This is a genomic window from Paraburkholderia sp. Ac-20336, assembly GCF_017105025.1.
Classification (GTDB): domain Bacteria; phylum Pseudomonadota; class Gammaproteobacteria; order Burkholderiales; family Burkholderiaceae; genus Paraburkholderia.
Window position 1 is genome coordinate 1 of the sequence record NZ_JAAGPS010000161.1, and the last position, 15,050, is coordinate 15,050.

The 15,050-nt window shown below is 66.3% G+C and carries 13 protein-coding genes; 11 read left to right on the forward strand and 2 right to left on the reverse strand.

From position 1 onward, the window contains the following. From GXB81_RS27930 to hpaI, 7 genes are all read left to right on the forward strand, one after another. Nucleotides 1-682: fumarylacetoacetate hydrolase family protein (locus GXB81_RS27930; RefSeq protein WP_205990884.1), on the forward strand; the 682-nt coding region annotated here is incomplete at its 5' end. Next, complete coding sequence (locus GXB81_RS27935; RefSeq protein ID WP_205990885.1) at nt 679-1,437, forward strand: fumarylacetoacetate hydrolase family protein; 759 nt, start codon at nt 679-681, stop codon at nt 1,435-1,437. The genes GXB81_RS27930 and GXB81_RS27935, both read left to right, overlap by 4 nt. Nucleotides 1,438-1,466: 29 nt before the next feature. Next, nucleotides 1,467-2,924 (forward strand): 5-carboxymethyl-2-hydroxymuconate semialdehyde dehydrogenase, encoded by a 1,458-nt coding sequence (gene hpaE, locus GXB81_RS27940; RefSeq protein ID WP_205990886.1) that lies wholly within the window; start codon nt 1,467-1,469, stop codon nt 2,922-2,924. A gap of 60 nt (nt 2,925-2,984) precedes the next feature. Beyond that, nucleotides 2,985-3,848, forward strand: coding sequence for a 3,4-dihydroxyphenylacetate 2,3-dioxygenase (gene hpaD, locus GXB81_RS27945; protein WP_205990887.1), 864 nt, complete (start codon nt 2,985-2,987; stop codon nt 3,846-3,848). 19 nt (nt 3,849-3,867) lie between these two features. Next, entirely contained in the window at nt 3,868-4,266 is a 399-nt protein-coding gene (locus GXB81_RS27950) for a 5-carboxymethyl-2-hydroxymuconate Delta-isomerase (protein ID WP_167285064.1), read from the forward strand. Nucleotides 4,267-4,329: 63 nt separating this feature from the next. After that, nucleotides 4,330-5,133, forward strand: a complete 804-nt coding sequence (gene hpaH / locus GXB81_RS27955; protein ID WP_167285063.1) for a 2-oxo-hept-4-ene-1,7-dioate hydratase — start codon at nt 4,330-4,332, stop codon at nt 5,131-5,133. A 10-nt stretch (nt 5,134-5,143) separates the two neighbouring features. Beyond that, nucleotides 5,144-5,947: a 4-hydroxy-2-oxoheptanedioate aldolase gene (gene hpaI, locus GXB81_RS27960; RefSeq protein ID WP_205990888.1), complete on the forward strand. Its 804-nt coding sequence runs from the start codon at nt 5,144-5,146 to the stop codon at nt 5,945-5,947. Nucleotides 5,948-6,026: 79 nt separating this feature from the next. Here the strand turns inward: hpaI and GXB81_RS27965 are convergent, their stop codons facing one another. Together GXB81_RS27965 and GXB81_RS27970 are read right to left on the reverse strand one after the other, a co-directional pair. After that, on the reverse strand, nt 6,027-8,411 hold the full coding sequence (locus tag GXB81_RS27965) for a bifunctional diguanylate cyclase/phosphodiesterase (RefSeq protein ID WP_205990889.1): 2,385 nt from the start codon (nt 8,409-8,411) through the stop codon (nt 6,027-6,029). A gap of 163 nt (nt 8,412-8,574) precedes the next feature. Further along, nucleotides 8,575-9,720, reverse strand: coding sequence for a GGDEF domain-containing protein (locus GXB81_RS27970; protein WP_205990890.1), 1,146 nt, complete (start codon nt 9,718-9,720; stop codon nt 8,575-8,577). A gap of 667 nt (nt 9,721-10,387) precedes the next feature. Between GXB81_RS27970 and bcsD the strand changes: the two genes are divergently transcribed. The 4 genes from bcsD to bcsA all read left to right on the forward strand — a co-directional run. Beyond that, nucleotides 10,388-10,843 (forward strand): cellulose biosynthesis protein BcsD, encoded by a 456-nt coding sequence (gene bcsD, locus GXB81_RS27975; protein WP_167049669.1) that lies wholly within the window; start codon nt 10,388-10,390, stop codon nt 10,841-10,843. Nucleotides 10,844-10,958: 115 nt separating this feature from the next. Then, nucleotides 10,959-12,134 carry a cellulose biosynthesis protein BcsP gene (gene bcsP / locus GXB81_RS27980; RefSeq protein WP_205990891.1) on the forward strand — a complete coding sequence of 392 codons (1,176 nt, stop codon included), beginning with the start codon at nt 10,959-10,961 and terminating at the stop codon, nt 12,132-12,134. Beyond that, nucleotides 12,131-12,916 carry a cellulose biosynthesis protein BcsQ gene (gene bcsQ, locus GXB81_RS27985; protein ID WP_167049671.1) on the forward strand — a complete coding sequence of 262 codons (786 nt, stop codon included), beginning with the start codon at nt 12,131-12,133 and terminating at the stop codon, nt 12,914-12,916. The genes bcsP and bcsQ overlap by 4 nt, the downstream gene beginning before the upstream one ends. Beyond that, nucleotides 12,913-15,050 (forward strand): UDP-forming cellulose synthase catalytic subunit (bcsA, locus tag GXB81_RS27990; protein ID WP_205990892.1); only part of this gene is annotated, 2,138 nt, incomplete at its 3' end. The genes bcsQ and bcsA, both read left to right, overlap by 4 nt.

Below are 15,050 nucleotides of genomic sequence, written 5' to 3' on the forward strand. Positions count from 1 at the left end.
TATCGCATGCCGCGCGCCGGTGGGCGGCGCCGTCTACGGCACGCTGCTGAACGACCGCGCCGCGCTCGCGGCGCTCGGCGATGCGGTGAACGCCGCGCCTTACAAGGCGCCGCCCAAAGCGCCGGTGCTCTATCTGAAACCGCGCAACACGTTCGCCGGTCATCGCGCGCGCGTCGTCGTGCCGGACGATGCGCCCGGCGTCGAAGTCGGCGCGTCGCTCGGCATCGTGATCGGCCGCACCGCGACGCGCGTGAGCGTCGTACACGCGGCGGACTATATCGCCGGCTACACACTGATCGGCGATCTGAGCGTGCCGCATACCAACGTGTACCGCCCGAACGTGCGCCTGCGCGCCCGCGACGGCTTCTGCGTGATCGGCCCGGCGCTCGTTGCCGCGCGCCACGTCGCAACGCCCGATGCGCTCGAGATCAGCGTGTCGCTCAACGATGCGAAGCCGCGGTTCACCGCGAACACTGCGTCGTCGCTACGCAACGTCGCGCAACTGCTCGCCGACATCACCGACTTCATGACGCTCGATGCGGGCGACGTCATCACGCTCGGCGTGCCCCACGGCTCGCCGGTCGCGCGCAGCGGCGACACGGCCACCTTGTCGATCGGCACGCTGCCGCCGCTCGTCGTCTCGTTCGTCGGCGCGCATCGTCACAACGGAGAACCGTCATGATGCGCGGCCGGGTTGCCTACGCGGGAGCGATTCACGAAGCCTATCCGTATGAACATGGCGTGCGTCTCGCCGACGGCCGCGTGCGCCGCGAAGACGAAGTGGTCTGGCTCGCGCCGATCGAAGTCGGCACGATCTTCGCGCTCGGCCTCAACTACGCCGAGCACGCGAAGGAATTGCAGTTCGACAAGCAGGAAGAGCCACTCGTGTTTCTGAAGGGACCGGGCACGGTGCTCGGCCATCGCGGCGTCACGCGCCGTCCCGCCGACGTCGCGTTCATGCACTACGAGTGCGAACTCGCGGTCGTGATCGGCCAAACCGTGCGCAACGTCGAGCGTGAAAACGCCATGCAGCACGTGGCCGGCTACATGATCGCGAACGACTACGCGATTCGCGATTACCTCGAAAACTACTATCGCCCGAACCTGCGCGTGAAGAATCGCGACGGCGGCACCGTGCTCGGCCCCTGGTTCGTCGACGCGGCCGACATCGCCGACGTCAACCAGCTGGAACTGCGCACCTTCGTGAACGGCACGCGCCAGCAATGCGGCAACACGCGCGATCTCGTCACCGGCATCCCCGCACTGATCGAATATCTGAGCGGCTTCATGACGCTCGCGCCCGGCGACGTGATCCTGACCGGCACGCCCGAAGGCATCGTCAACGTCGACGTGGGCGATGAAGTCGTCTGCGAAATCGACGGCCTCGGCCGTCTCGTGAATACGATCGCATCCGACGCGGACTTCGGCCGCGCGTGATCCGCAGCGAACAGGAAAAGGACAACGCAATGACGATCGACCATCTGATCAACGGCGAAGCGTGCGCCTCGAACGAGTACTTCGAAACCGTCAATCCGGCCACCCAGGATGTGCTCGCTGAAGTCGCACGCGGCGGTGCGAAGGAAGTCGACGCGGCCGTGAGCGCCGCGAAGAACGCGTTCCCCGCGTGGGCCGCGAAGCCCGCCGCCGAGCGCGCGAAGCTGATCCGCAAGCTCGGCGAACTGATTACGCAGCACGTACCGGAAATTTCGGAAACCGAAACGAAGGACACCGGCCAGACGATCTCGCAAACGCGCAAGCAGCTCGTGCCGCGCGCCGCCGACAACTTCAGCTATTTCGCCGAGATGTGCACGCGCGTCGACGGCCATACGTACCCGACCGATTCGCACCTGAATTACACGCTGTTCCATCCGGTCGGCGTGTGCGCGCTGATCTCGCCGTGGAACGTGCCGTTCATGACGGCCACGTGGAAAGTCGCGCCCTGCCTCGCATTCGGCAACACGGCCGTACTGAAGATGAGCGAACTGTCGCCGCTCACCGCGTCGATGCTCGGCCAGCTCGCGCTCGAAGCGGGCATTCCGAAGGGCGTGCTCAACGTCGTGCACGGCTTCGGCAAGGAAACGGGCGAACCGCTCGTCGCGCATCGCGACGTGCATGCGGTGTCGTTCACGGGTTCGACGGCAACGGGCAATCGCATCGTGCAAACCGCGGGTCTCAAGAAATTCTCGATGGAACTCGGCGGCAAATCGCCGTTCGTGATCTTCGACGACGCCGACTTCGAGCGCGCGCTCGACGCCGCTGTATTCATGATCTTCTCGAACAATGGCGAGCGCTGCACGGCGGGCTCGCGCATTCTGGTGCAGCGCTCCATTTACGCGCGCTTTGCCGGGCGCTTCATCGAGCGTGCGAAGCGTCTGAGCGTGGGCGATCCGCTTGCCGACAGCACGATCGTCGGCCCGATGATCAGCCAGGGGCATCTCGCGAAAGTGCGCAGCTATATCGAACTCGGCCCGAAAGAAGGCGCAACGCTCGCCTGCGGCGGGCTCGATACGCCCGCTCTGCCCGCCACACTGCGTCAAGGCAATTTCGTCATGCCAACCGTATTCGTCGACGTCGACAATCGCATGCGCATCGCGCGGGAAGAAATCTTCGGACCGGTCGCCTGCCTGATTCCGTTCGACGACGAAGCCGAGGCGATCCGTCTCGCCAACGATATTTCGTATGGCCTGTCGAGCTACATCTGGACCGAGAACACGGGCCGCGCGCTGCGCGTGGCCGCCGCCGTCGAAGCCGGCATGTGCTTCGTCAACAGTCAGAACGTGCGCGATCTGCGCCAGCCGTTCGGCGGCACGAAAGCCTCGGGCGTGGGCCGCGAAGGCGGTACCTGGAGCTACGAAGTGTTTCTCGAACCGAAGAACGTCTGCGTGTCGCTCGGCTCGCATCACATTCCGCGCTGGGGCGTTTGACCACGGCGGCATCCGCGCAGGCACACGCCGCGCGACGCCAGGCCGACAAAGGAGATCGCGATGGGCAAACTCGCGTTGGCAGCAAAAGTCACTCACGTACCGTCGTTGTATCTGTCCGAACTCGACGGTCCGCACAAGGGCTGCCGCCAGGCCGCCATCGACGGTCATCATGAGATCGGCCGGCGCTGCCGCGAACTCGGCGTCGATACGATCGTCGTCTTCGACGTGCACTGGCTCGTGAATAGCGAATACCACATCAATTGCGCGCCGCAATTCGAAGGGGTGTACACGAGCAACGAACTGCCGCACTTCATCAGAAACATGCCGTACGCCTACCCCGGCAATGCCGGGCTCGGCCATCTGATCGCGGACGTCGCCAACGAAATGGGCGTGAAAAGCCGCGCGCACAGCGAGACCACGCTCGAACTCGAATACGGCACGCTGGTGCCGATGCGCTATATGAATAGCGACCAGCACTTCAAGACCGTGTCGATAGCAGGCTGGTGCATGTGGCACGACCTCGCAACGAGCGCGCGTTTCGGTCTCGCGGTGCGCCGCGCGATCGAGGAGCGTTACGACGGCACGGTCGCGATTCTCGCGAGCGGTTCGCTCTCCCACCACTTCGCGAACAACGGCACGGCCGAGCAATTCATGCACAAGGTATGGAGCCCGTTTCTCGAACAGATGGACCGCAGCGTCGTGCGTCTGTGGGAAACCGGCGACTGGAAGACGTTCTGCGACATGCTGCCGCTCTATAACGAAAAATGCTGGGGCGAAGGCGGCATGCACGACACCGCAATGCTGCTCGGCGCGCTCGGCTGGGATCGCTACGACGGCAAGGCCGAGGTCGTCACGCCGTATTTCGGCAGTTCGGGCACGGGGCAGATCAACGCGATCTTCCCGGTTACGCCGCTACCCGTCTGACACTCGCAAAGGAATCGCCATGCCCCATCTGACACTCGAATACAGCGCCAATCTCGCCGACGCACAACGCATCGGCCGGTTATGCAAAGACCTCGCGCAGTGCCTCGATGCGCAGCGCGAGAACGGCGAGCGCGTGTTTCCGCTCGGCGGTATTCGCGTGCGCGCGTTGCGCTGCGAGCAGTACTGCATCGCCGATGGCCGGCCCGACGCCGCGTTCCTGCACGCGAACCTGAAGATTGCCGCGGGCCGTTCGGAAGCGGTCAGGAAGGCGAGCGGCGATGCGCTCTTCGCGCGGATCAAGCAGCACTTCGCCACGGAGTTCGAACAGCACGGGCTCGCGTTGTCGCTCGAAATCAGCGAGTTCAGCGAAGCGGGCACCTGGAAGCATAACAATCTGCACGCGCGGTTGAAGGGTTAGGAGCGGAGTTAAAAGCGCGGGGTTAAACGCAAGAGCTAAAAGCAAAGAGCCGAGAATCTCACCATGCTAGACGAACAGACCATCCGCGATCTCGCGGCGCAACTCGATCGCGCGGAGAAGACCCGCACGCAATTGCGCCATTTTTCCGCGCAATACCCGCAGATGACCGTACAGGACGGTTATGCGATCCAGCGCGAATGGGTCAGGCTCAAGCTCGCCGAGGGCCGCGTAATCAAGGGCAGAAAAATCGGCCTGACCTCGCGCGCGATGCAGCGCTCGTCGCAGATCGACGAACCCGACTATGCACCGCTGCTCGACAGCATGTTTATCGAAAACGGCCAGGACATTCGCGCGGACCGCTTCATCGCGCCGCGCGTCGAAGTGGAACTCGCGTTCGTGCTGAGCAAGCCGCTGAAAGGCCCCGGCGTCACACTATTCGACGTGCTCGACGCGACCGCTTACGTGAGCCCGGCCGTCGAGATCATCGACGCGCGCATCGAGCAGTTCGATCGCGAGACGCACGCACCGCGCAAGGTCTACGACACGATCTCCGACTTCGCCGCGAACGCGGGCGTCGTGCTCGGCGGCCGGCCCGTGCGTCCGCTCGACGTCGATCTGCGCTGGGTCGGCGCGCTGCTTTATAAAAACGGCGCGGTCGAGGAAAGCGGACTCGCGGCAGCCGTGCTCAACCATCCGGCCACCGGCGTCGCCTGGCTCGCGAACAAGATTGCTCCGTATGACGAATCATTGAACGCGCACGACGTGATCCTGAGCGGCTCGTTCACGAGCCCGATTCCGGCGCGCGCCGGCGACACGTTTCACGTCGACTATGGTCCGCTCGGCGGCATCGGTTTGAATTTCATCTGAGAGCATCGACATGGTCCTGCCGAACAACCCCTTCAAACGCGCGCTCGCCGAAGGCAAGCCGCAATTCGGCCTGTGGGCCGCGCTCGCCGACGCGTACGTGACCGAATTGCTCGCCACCGCCGGCTTCGACTGGCTGCTAATCGACAACGAGCACGCGCCGAACGACGTGCGCAGCACACTGTCGCAATTGCAGGCGGTGGCCGCGTACCCGTCGCATCCGGTCGTGCGACCGGTGCGCAGCGACGCCGCGCTAATCAAGCAACTGCTCGACATCGGCGCGCAAACGCTGCTGCTACCGATGATCGACACGACCGCGCAGGCACTCGACGCGATTGCAGCCACGCGTTATCCGCCGCAGGGCATTCGCGGCGTCGGCAGCGCGCTCGCGCGAGCGTCGCGCTGGAATCGCGTGCCCGATTATCTGCACACCGCGGGCGAGGAATTGTGCGTGATCGTGCAGGCGGAAACCGTGCAGAGCCTCGACAATCTCGCGGAAATCGCGCGTGTGGAGGGTGTCGACGGCGTGTTTTTCGGGCCGTCGGATCTGAGCGCGTCGATGGGTCTACTCGGCAAGCCGGGCGACGCGCGCGTGCGCGACGCGATTCGCCACGGCATCGATACCGTGCGCGGCGCGGGCAAGGCAGCAGGCGTGCTCGCGCCCGACCCGGCGCTTGCCGCCGAATATCTCGCGGCCGGCGCGAGCTTCGTCGCAGTCGGCACCGATACGGGTCTGCTGAGCCGCGCGGCCGCGGATCTCGCGGCGTCGTATAGAAATGCGCCGGCTGTGGCGGCGGCGGTTAAGGGTGGGTATTGAACGGGATATTGCGCAGATACAGAGCGGCTACGGGCAGGCACCCAACGTGGACTTGAGCATGCATCGGGTATCCAAGGCGTTAATCCCGCCCCGGCCACGGCAACCCGCGCGCCGACCAGTCGAGCTCGACACCGATCACACACCGCCCGGCAGCAAGATGCTCGGCCAGCGTCACCGCGATACAGGGCCGTCCCCCGCACGCGAGCGATAGATACGGACTGCTCGTGATCTCCTCGCCCGGCATCAGCACCGCATTGCGGAAGTACGGCCGATGGTCCCAGCGCGCATCGTACGGATTCGCGACCGGCTGCAGCGACGCCATGGCCTCGCTCCATGCCGGCCCGCGCACTTCGTGGCCGATCTGCCGGCCGGTCTCGTCGAGCACGAAGCAACTGATGCTGTGTTCGAGGCGCGCGAGCGCCTCGAACGCGTCGGCCATCGCGGCGCCGGCGAGCAACGCATCGGCGACGCGCCGCAGTTCGCGCCGGTACGGCTCCACCTCGGATTCGAACAACGCATGCTGATGCGCGCGCCCCTGCGCGATCACGTCGAATGCATCGTCGATCTGCCGGCGCACCGACTCGGGCGACGCAATCTCGCTCGCGGGCCGGCCAAGCAGATAGCCCTGCGCGAAATCGACGTTCGACTCGACCGCGAGAATCAGCTCGTCGGCGGTCTCGACGCCCTCCACGACGACGAGCATGCCCGCCTGATGCAGCAGCGACACGAGCGTCGGCAGGATCGGCTGCTGCGTATGCTGCATGGTCGCGCGGATCAGTTCGCCGTCGAGCTTGACGAGGTCGGGGCGAATCCGCAGCAGCCGGTCGAGATTCGATTGCCCCGCGCCGAAATCGTCGACGGCGATCAGAAAGCCGTGCCGCCGGTACAGCGCGGCCGCGCGCGACATATCGTCGACGCTGCCGCCGTGCGATTCGAGAATTTCGAGGATCACGCGCTCGGGTTCGAGCCCCGCGCCGCGCACGATCTTCGTCAACTGATCGGCGTAGCCGTCGGCGATGAAGGTGGCCGGCAGGATGTTCAGGAACAGCCATGCGCCGCCGGGCAACTGGCGGCATGCGTTGCCGAGGTGTACCGCATGGCTCGCGCGATCGAGCGCGCCTTCGTCGCTCGACGGTTTCGGCGCGAACATCACGACCGGTGGCACGAGCGTGCCGTCGTCCCGCTCGCCGCGCAACAGCGCCTCGAAGCCGACCTGCTTCTGATGCGAGAGGCTGTAGAGCGGCTGGAAGTGCGAGATCAGATGGAAGCCGTCCCAGCGATAGCGCGGCGCCTCGCCACTGCCTTGTTCGCTGCCCTGACTATCTTGCGCACCATCCCGCGCGCCGTCCTGCGCCGAAAGGCCGCCGAACGTCGGCTGCCGTGCGTCGAGCGGCAGGGCACGTTCCGCGCAAACGCGGTTCCTGCCCGAATGCTTCGCACGCAGCAGCGCTTCGTCCGCGCGATCGAGCAGCACCATGAAGCTTTCGCCGCGCCGATATTCGGCAACGCCGAAGCTCGCGGTCAGAAGACCGTCCGGCCGCTCGATCGCGCCAATCGCGCCGCGCAGCCGCTCGGCCAGTTGCAGCGCGCCGGCGAGATCGGCGTCGAGCAGCACCGCGAACTCCTCGCCGCCGACGCGGCTCGCGCCGTCGCACGGCGTCACCTGCCCCATCAGCACCTGCCCGACCTCGTGCAACGCCCGGTCGCCGACCGCATGGCCGAAGCGGTCGTTGAGCGACTTGAAGCTGTCGAGGTCGAGAAAGATCGCGCTGATGCGTGTGTCCGGCGCGAGCATCGCAAGCCGCTCCTCGGCGCGCTTGACGAACGCGCGGCGGTTCTGCAGGCCGGTCAGCGGATCGGTCGCGGCGAGCTGCGCCAGTTGGCTCTCGAGCAGAAAGTGATTGCGCCGGAACCGGTAGAAGCCGAAATGAAACACCGCCGCGGTCGGTGCGCCGACCGCGACGACCCATGCCCACACGGCCGCGTCGATGTCGCGCGGATGGCTCTTGCCGAGCAGCAGTAGCGCGACGGCCACCGCATAGAACAATGCGCTGCCGGTGAAAAAATGCACGGGCGTCAGCCACAGCGGCGCCGCGCAGATCGGGATCACGACGAGCGCGGGCAACAGCCACATCAACGGATGCGCGACGCCACTGGCATTGAGCACGAGTCCGCCGATCAGCACCTGCATGTACACGACGCCGATCGCGCCGAATAGCCACGTCGACTTCGTGCCCGGGATCGCCAGCACCAGCAACGCGAGCACGAGCGCGCAAAGCAGCCGATAGCCGAGCGGCGCGACGGTGCCGCCCGCGAGATCGCGCGCCGCCACCATGCACAGGAACGCGATCACCGTGAATGCCATCGTCACGGTGGACAGCGGCCGCTGATGTTCGAGCGAGCGCCGATGAAAGCGCTCGCGCAAACCGGGCTCAGGCTGGTGCTGCGTCGGGATGGCAGACATAGAACGGTATCGGACTGGGGTTCGGGTGACTCCGCCAACGGTTAACGGCAAACATCTTACAAATATTTATGGCTCACTTCACGGCGGCGCGCAGCGAGGTGACGATGCGGGCTCGTCCCGCGAGCGGCCGCTCCGCCTGCACTGCCTACATCTCCTACCCCGTCTACGCCGCCATCACGCGGTTGCGCCCCGCCGCCTTCGCCGCATAGAGCGCACGATCGGCGCGGCTCATCAGTTGCTCGAGCGATTCGCCGCGCCGGTGCTGGTCCACGCCGACGCTGAACGTATAGCGCAGGCCGCGCGGCAGCACACCCGGTGCGCTCGCCGCGAGCCGCGCGCGCAGCCGTTCGAGCAGCACGACCGCCTCGGCGACCGAAGTCGCCGGACACAGCACGCCGAACTCCTCGCCGCCGAGCCGCCCGAACACGTCGCCGACACGCAGCTCGCGCGCGACGAACGCCGAGAAATGACCGAGCACCTCGTCGCCGGCCGCATGACCGTGCGTATCGTTGACCGACTTGAACGAATCGATGTCGACGATCGCGAGCGCGACCGGCGAGCCGCTGCGCAGCGACGCGTTCAGCAGCGCGCCGCCGATCTGCAGGAACGCGCGGCGCGATAGCGCGCCGGTCAGGTCGTCGACGTTGGCGAGCCGTTCGAGCCGCTCGGCGAGACGGTCGTGCGCGAGCATCACGACGCCGATCGACAGGAACGGTGGCGCGAGAACGCCGACCGCGAGAAACACGATATTGGACGGCGTGACCTGCATCAGATCGGTCTGCGCAATCAGGCCGAAGCCGTAGAGGATGCCGCGCGAGGCGTGCCCGGCGCCCAGCAGCAGCGCCACGGTCGCGATGAAGTAATAGCTGTAGCGCGGCCGGTGCTCGGGACGCCCGCCCATCATCAGCACGAACAGTTCCGCATAAAGCACCGCGTGATACACCGACACGACCGTCACGCGCGCGTTGAAATTCGGCGCGACGAAGGTCCAGTAGCCGATGGCGGCGAGCAGCGCCACGAGGCCCGCATAGGCGCACCACGGCCGCGTGTTCCGCCCCAGAAAACGCAACGCGCCTTCGAGCACGAGCAGCAGGGCGAGGGCAAGCAGTCCGTTGGCCGCGACGAAGGTCAGCCAGCGCGACGCGTGCCCCTGCGAGGCAAAGGCGAGCAGCGCGACGATCGCGCACACGTTTGCCACAATCCAGCAACCGACGCCCGGAATCGCCGCGCGCCATAACGAGCCGAGCACGGCCATTGCCATCGCGCCCGACAAGACCGTGACCAGCAGAATCGTAAGTGGATTGAGCATTGCAATCTGTTTGAATCGAACAACGTCGCAAAGCATTCGGCGTGCTTTGCGCTGGCCTCTTTGATCGGCTCGCGCCGATTATTTCCTGCAACTCGTACGGACGATTCATACATCGAGCCTCGAGGCGGCTGTTGGTCCGCGCCTGTCCGCTTTCATGTCGCCCCGCTCGCCCGACGAGCCTGCGGAAAAAAATTCCGCTACCGGCGCATCCCCATGCGCCTGGCCCTATTGTGCCTCATGCCTGTGACAGCGATCGTCGCGCGGCCTGCGCCGGCGCGGCAGACGTTGTTCCGGCGCGACCCCGATACCGCATCCGGCGCGCAATGCGAAGACGCGAAACAGGCCGTCATGGTCGGCCGATATGCCGAAGGCGAATCAGGCACCATGCGGCGTCCAGCGGGAGAAAACGTTTCAATAGAACGTCACAGGCAAAAATTACGCTGTTGCGTCGCCGCCAATCCAGGTCAATCAATGTACAAGCTGACGATTGGAAAGTAGCTAAAAGTCAGTGCCTTCAGTAAACTTCGTCCGAAGTGTGCCGGACAGACTAGACAGCGCGGTAAAAGAGACGTAAGGCACGCAATGCGCGAATTTCCGAAATGCCTTTCAACCTGCCCGACCGTTGTATCCGCTCATGCGGATTGAACGACGATCGCTTCCGGAAAACATGGTCCCAATTCTCGACTACCTGCTGCAACGCCAAATCTCGCCGCAGTGGCGCGGCATGCTGAGCGCGCTCGCCAGCGAATTCGAGGCACAGATCGGGCATGACGAACTGCGCCAGTTGATGCATCGCGTCGGCAGCCGCTTCGCCGCCGCGCATCCGCTGCCCGAATGCGCGTCGACGGTCGAGCTGGAGCAGGCGCTGAATCTCTACTGGCACGAGATGGATTGGGGCTACGTCGAACTCGCCGACGAAGCCGAGGCGCTGCGCATCGTGCACTACTGCGCGCCGCTCCAGGCATTCGGCGACGCGGCGCTCGCCTGGACGCCGGCGTTTCTCGAAGGCGTCTACCAGACGTGGATGTGCGCGTTGGGCGCACAGGGCCTGTCGGTCGCGCAGACGAGCGCGTTCGGCGCGGACAGCGCGCTCGAGTTTCGCCTGGGCCGTCATCCGGCCTGATACGAACGTACGTGCTCGCAGCATCGGTGCTGAGGGGCGCCGGCGAGTACGGGAACACCGCCGCCGAGGCCGTGAGGCCGCGCATGCTAAAACTGCTATTACAAACAACGGCATCATGAGTTCATCGAGCGATATCGAAAAACTGTTCGAGCAGTTTGGCGGCGACGCCAACGCGTATCAGGAAATCAGCCGCGAGAACGATGCGCGCATCGCGCGCACACGCTGGCCGCTGCTCGTGACGCTGGATCTGACGCAACCGGCGATTCCGGAAATCGGACAGCCTCGCGAAGCGGCACCGCAGCAGCCCGTGGCCGCGCAGCGTCGCGATGCCACCCTGAAGGACGACACGGCGGTGACGCGCGCGAATGCGCCGCTCTTCGCCCGGCCGCATCGGCGCGACATTCCACCGGTGGCCGCGGCCGCCGGGAAGCCCGTCATGCCGAGCGACGCGTCGTGGCGCTTCGGCACGCAGGACGAGGCGCTGGCGCGGGCGGAAGCGGAAGGTGCGGGTGCTGGCGCGAGTGGTGCTGGTGCGGCGGGGTCGTCTGCGGCGGCTTCGGTTGCTGTGTCGGCCACGACCCCGGCGCCTGGGTTCTCTGCGGTTACGGCGGCCGCTGTTGCACCGGCTGGTGCTTCGGGAATCGCTTCATCAACCGCGCCGGTTTTCGCCGCCGCTCCGACGGCCGCCCAACCCACGGCGCCCATCCCGCCGGCCGCTACCGTAACACCGCCCCAACCCACTGCCGCGCCGATCCCGCCAGCACCAACGGCACCCGCCTGGTACGCATCGGGAACCACCACCGCGTCGGCAGCACCGAGCGCACCGATCCCGCCCGCGATGCCAGCCGTCACGCCAACTGCGATGCCGCACGCAAGCGCGTCGTCCGCGCCGCAGTTCCGGGCGCCAACTGCGCCGCAACCGATTCCGCCGGCACAATCCGCGCAATCCGTGCAATACCCCGCGCAGCCGGCACAACCCGCACAGCCGGCCGCCCCCGCATGGGCGCACGCCACCGCACCGGCCCAAGCAACACAACCCACGCAACCCGCCCAACCCGCCTCGATCCTCGGCAAACTCTTCACCGCCCCGCAACAACCGGCGATGGCCGCTCACGCGCCCCCGCCGCTGCAATCGGTATTCGACCGTCTGCGCGGCACGCCCGCGCAAGCCGCCGCGATACCGACACCAACGCCGGCACAAGCGCAAACACCGGCACAGACCCTCGCAGCCAGCCCCGCCGCGCCCGGCGCCCGCCCCTCGTGGCTCAACAACGGTCCGCGTCACTCATGAAAGTCATTGCGGTGGTGTCCGCCAAAGGCGGGGTCGGCAAGACCACCCTCGCCGCCAATCTCGCCTCGGTGCTCGCGAGCAGCGGCCGGCGCGTGATCGCGCTCGACCTCGACCCGCAGAACGCGCTGCGTCTGCACTTCGGCGTGCCGCTCGACAGCATCGACGGCCTCTCGCGCGCGACGCTCGCCGGCGACCCGTGGCAAACGGTAATGTTCGACGGCGTCGACGGCGTGACCGTGCTGCCCTACGGCGCCGTGCTCGAGGACGACCGCCGCCGCTTCGAGGCCTACATCGACCAGCATCCGCAGTGGCTTGCGCAGTCGCTGCAGAACCTGCGGCTCGAGGCGTCCGACATCGTCATCGTCGACACGCCGCCCGGTTCGTCGGCCTACGTGCGCACCGCGCTCACCGCCGCCACCTTCGCGCTGAACACCGTGCTCGCCGATGCGGCCTCGTACGCGGCGATCCCGCAGATGGAACGGCTCATCGAAGCCTACGCGGCGCCGCGCGCGGAATTCGGCGGCGTCGGCTACGTGGTCAACCAGATCGACCAGTCGCGCCAGCTGACCAAGGACGTGCTCAAGGTGCTGCGCCAGATGCTCGGCCCGCGCGTCTTCCCGGGCGTGATCCATCTCGACGAGGGCGTGGGCGAAGCGCTCGCGTGCGACACCACGCTGATTCACTACGACCCACTGAGCCAGGCCGCCGCGGACTTCCGTTCGTGCGGCACATGGCTCGCGGCGGCGGTCGACGCGATCGCCGCGCCAAGGAGCGTCGCATGAGCCGTCCCGCTGCCTCGCGGGAGCCCGAGGGCAGCGAGCCCTCGCGCTTCGCCCGCTTTATCGACGCGCGCTTCTGGAACAGCCGCATCGTCACCGGGCTCGTCACGCTGTTCGCGCTGTACATGCTGTACTTCGTGTTCACGGTGCCGCTCGGCTTCGCCCAGCAGCTCACCTTCGCGACCTGCTGCTTCCTGCTCGCGCTGCTGTTTCGCCGCCTGCCCGGCCGTTACGCGACGATGGTGATGATCATGCTGTCGCTGGTGGCCTCGGGCCGCTATATGTACTGGCGCCTCACCGAGACCACCTACTGGGAGCATCCGCTCGACGCCGCCTGGGGTCTGCTGCTCGTCACCGCCGAGGTCTATTCGACGCTCGTGCTGATGCTCGGCTATTTCCAGACCGCATGGCCGCTGCAGCGCAAGCCGCTGCCGCTGCCCGCCAACCGCGACGAATGGCCGACTGTCGACGTCTTCATCCCGACCTACAACGAGCCGCTCGGCGTCGTGAAGCCGACCATCTACGCGGCGCTCGCGCTCGACTATCCGGTCGAGAAGCTGTCGATCCACGTGCTCGACGACGGCCGCCGCCCCGAGTTCAAGGCGTTCTGCGAGGAAGTCGGCGTGAACTGGACGATCCGCACGCACAACCGCCACGCGAAGGCCGGCAACATCAACGAGGCGCTCAAGATCACGAACGGCGAATACCTCGCGATCTTCGACTGCGATCACATTCCGACCCGCTCGTTCCTGCAGATCGGCCTCGGCTGGTTCCTGCGCGACAAGCTGATGTCGATGCTGCAGACGCCGCACCACTTCTTCTCCGCCGACCCGTTCGAGCGCAACCTCGGCACCTTCCGCAAGGTGCCGAACGAGGGCGAGCTGTTCTACGGCCTCGTGCAGGACGGCAACGACCTGTGGAACGCAACGTTCTTCTGCGGCTCGTGCGCGCTGCTGCGCCGCAGCATGGTCGAGGAGATCGGCGGCATCGCGGTCGAAACCGTCACCGAAGACGCGCACACGGCCTTGAAGCTGCACCGGCTCGGCTACACCACCGCCTATCTGGCGATTCCGCAGGCCGCCGGTCTCGCGACCGAAAGCCTGTCCGGCCACATCGGCCAGCGCATCCGCTGGGCGCGCGGCATGACGCAGATTTTCCGCATCGACAATCCGCTCACCGGCCGCGGGCTGAAGCTCGGCCAGCGGCTCTGCTATCTGAACGGCATGCTGCACTTCTTCTACGGCGTGCCGCGCCTCGTGTTCCTGACCGCGCCGCTGTCGTACCTGTTCTTCGGCGCGCACGTGATCGAGGCCGCCGCCAGCACGATCGCGATCTACGCGATGCCCCACATGATGCACGCGAGCATTACGAATTCGCGCATGCAGCGGCTGTTCCGCCATTCGTTCTGGGCCGAGGTGTACGAGTCGGTGCTCGCCTCGTACATCACCGCGCCGACGCTGCTCGCGCTCATCAACCCGAAGCTCGGCAAGTTCAACGTGACGGCCAAGGGCGGGCAGATCGAGAAGAACTACTTCGACTGGTCGATCTCGCGGCCGTATCTGTTCCTGCTGCTGCTGAACCTGCTCGGCTTCATCGCGGGCCTCGTGCATATCTATCTGAACTGGCACGTGCGCAGCATCGTCGAGACGACGCTGCTCAACCTCGCGTGGACCGGCTACAACATGCTGATTCTCGGCGCGAGCGTGGCCGCCGCGAGCGAGCGCCGGCAGATCCGCGCGGTGCACCGCGTCGCGATGAAGATGCCGGTCATGCTGAAGTTCTCGACCGGCCGCACGCTCGCCTGCGAAACGATCGACTACTCGGAAGGCGGCGTCGGCGTGGCGCTGCCCAACCGCATCGAGGTGCCGATGCACGAGCGCGTGACCGTGTCGCTCTTTCGCGGCGACGAGGAATACGCGTTTCCCGCCACCGTCAGCTTCAGCGAGGCGGGCCGCGTGGGGCTGCGCTTCTCGTCGCTGTCGCGCGAGCAGGAGTACGAGTTCGTCAAGACCACGTTCGCGCGCGCGGACGCGTGGACCGGCTGGGCCGAGGGCCGCGAGCAGGACACGCCGCTGCGCGGCCTGTCGCACGTGCTGCGCGTCGGCGCGCGCGGCATCGCGGGCCTGTTCGAGCATAT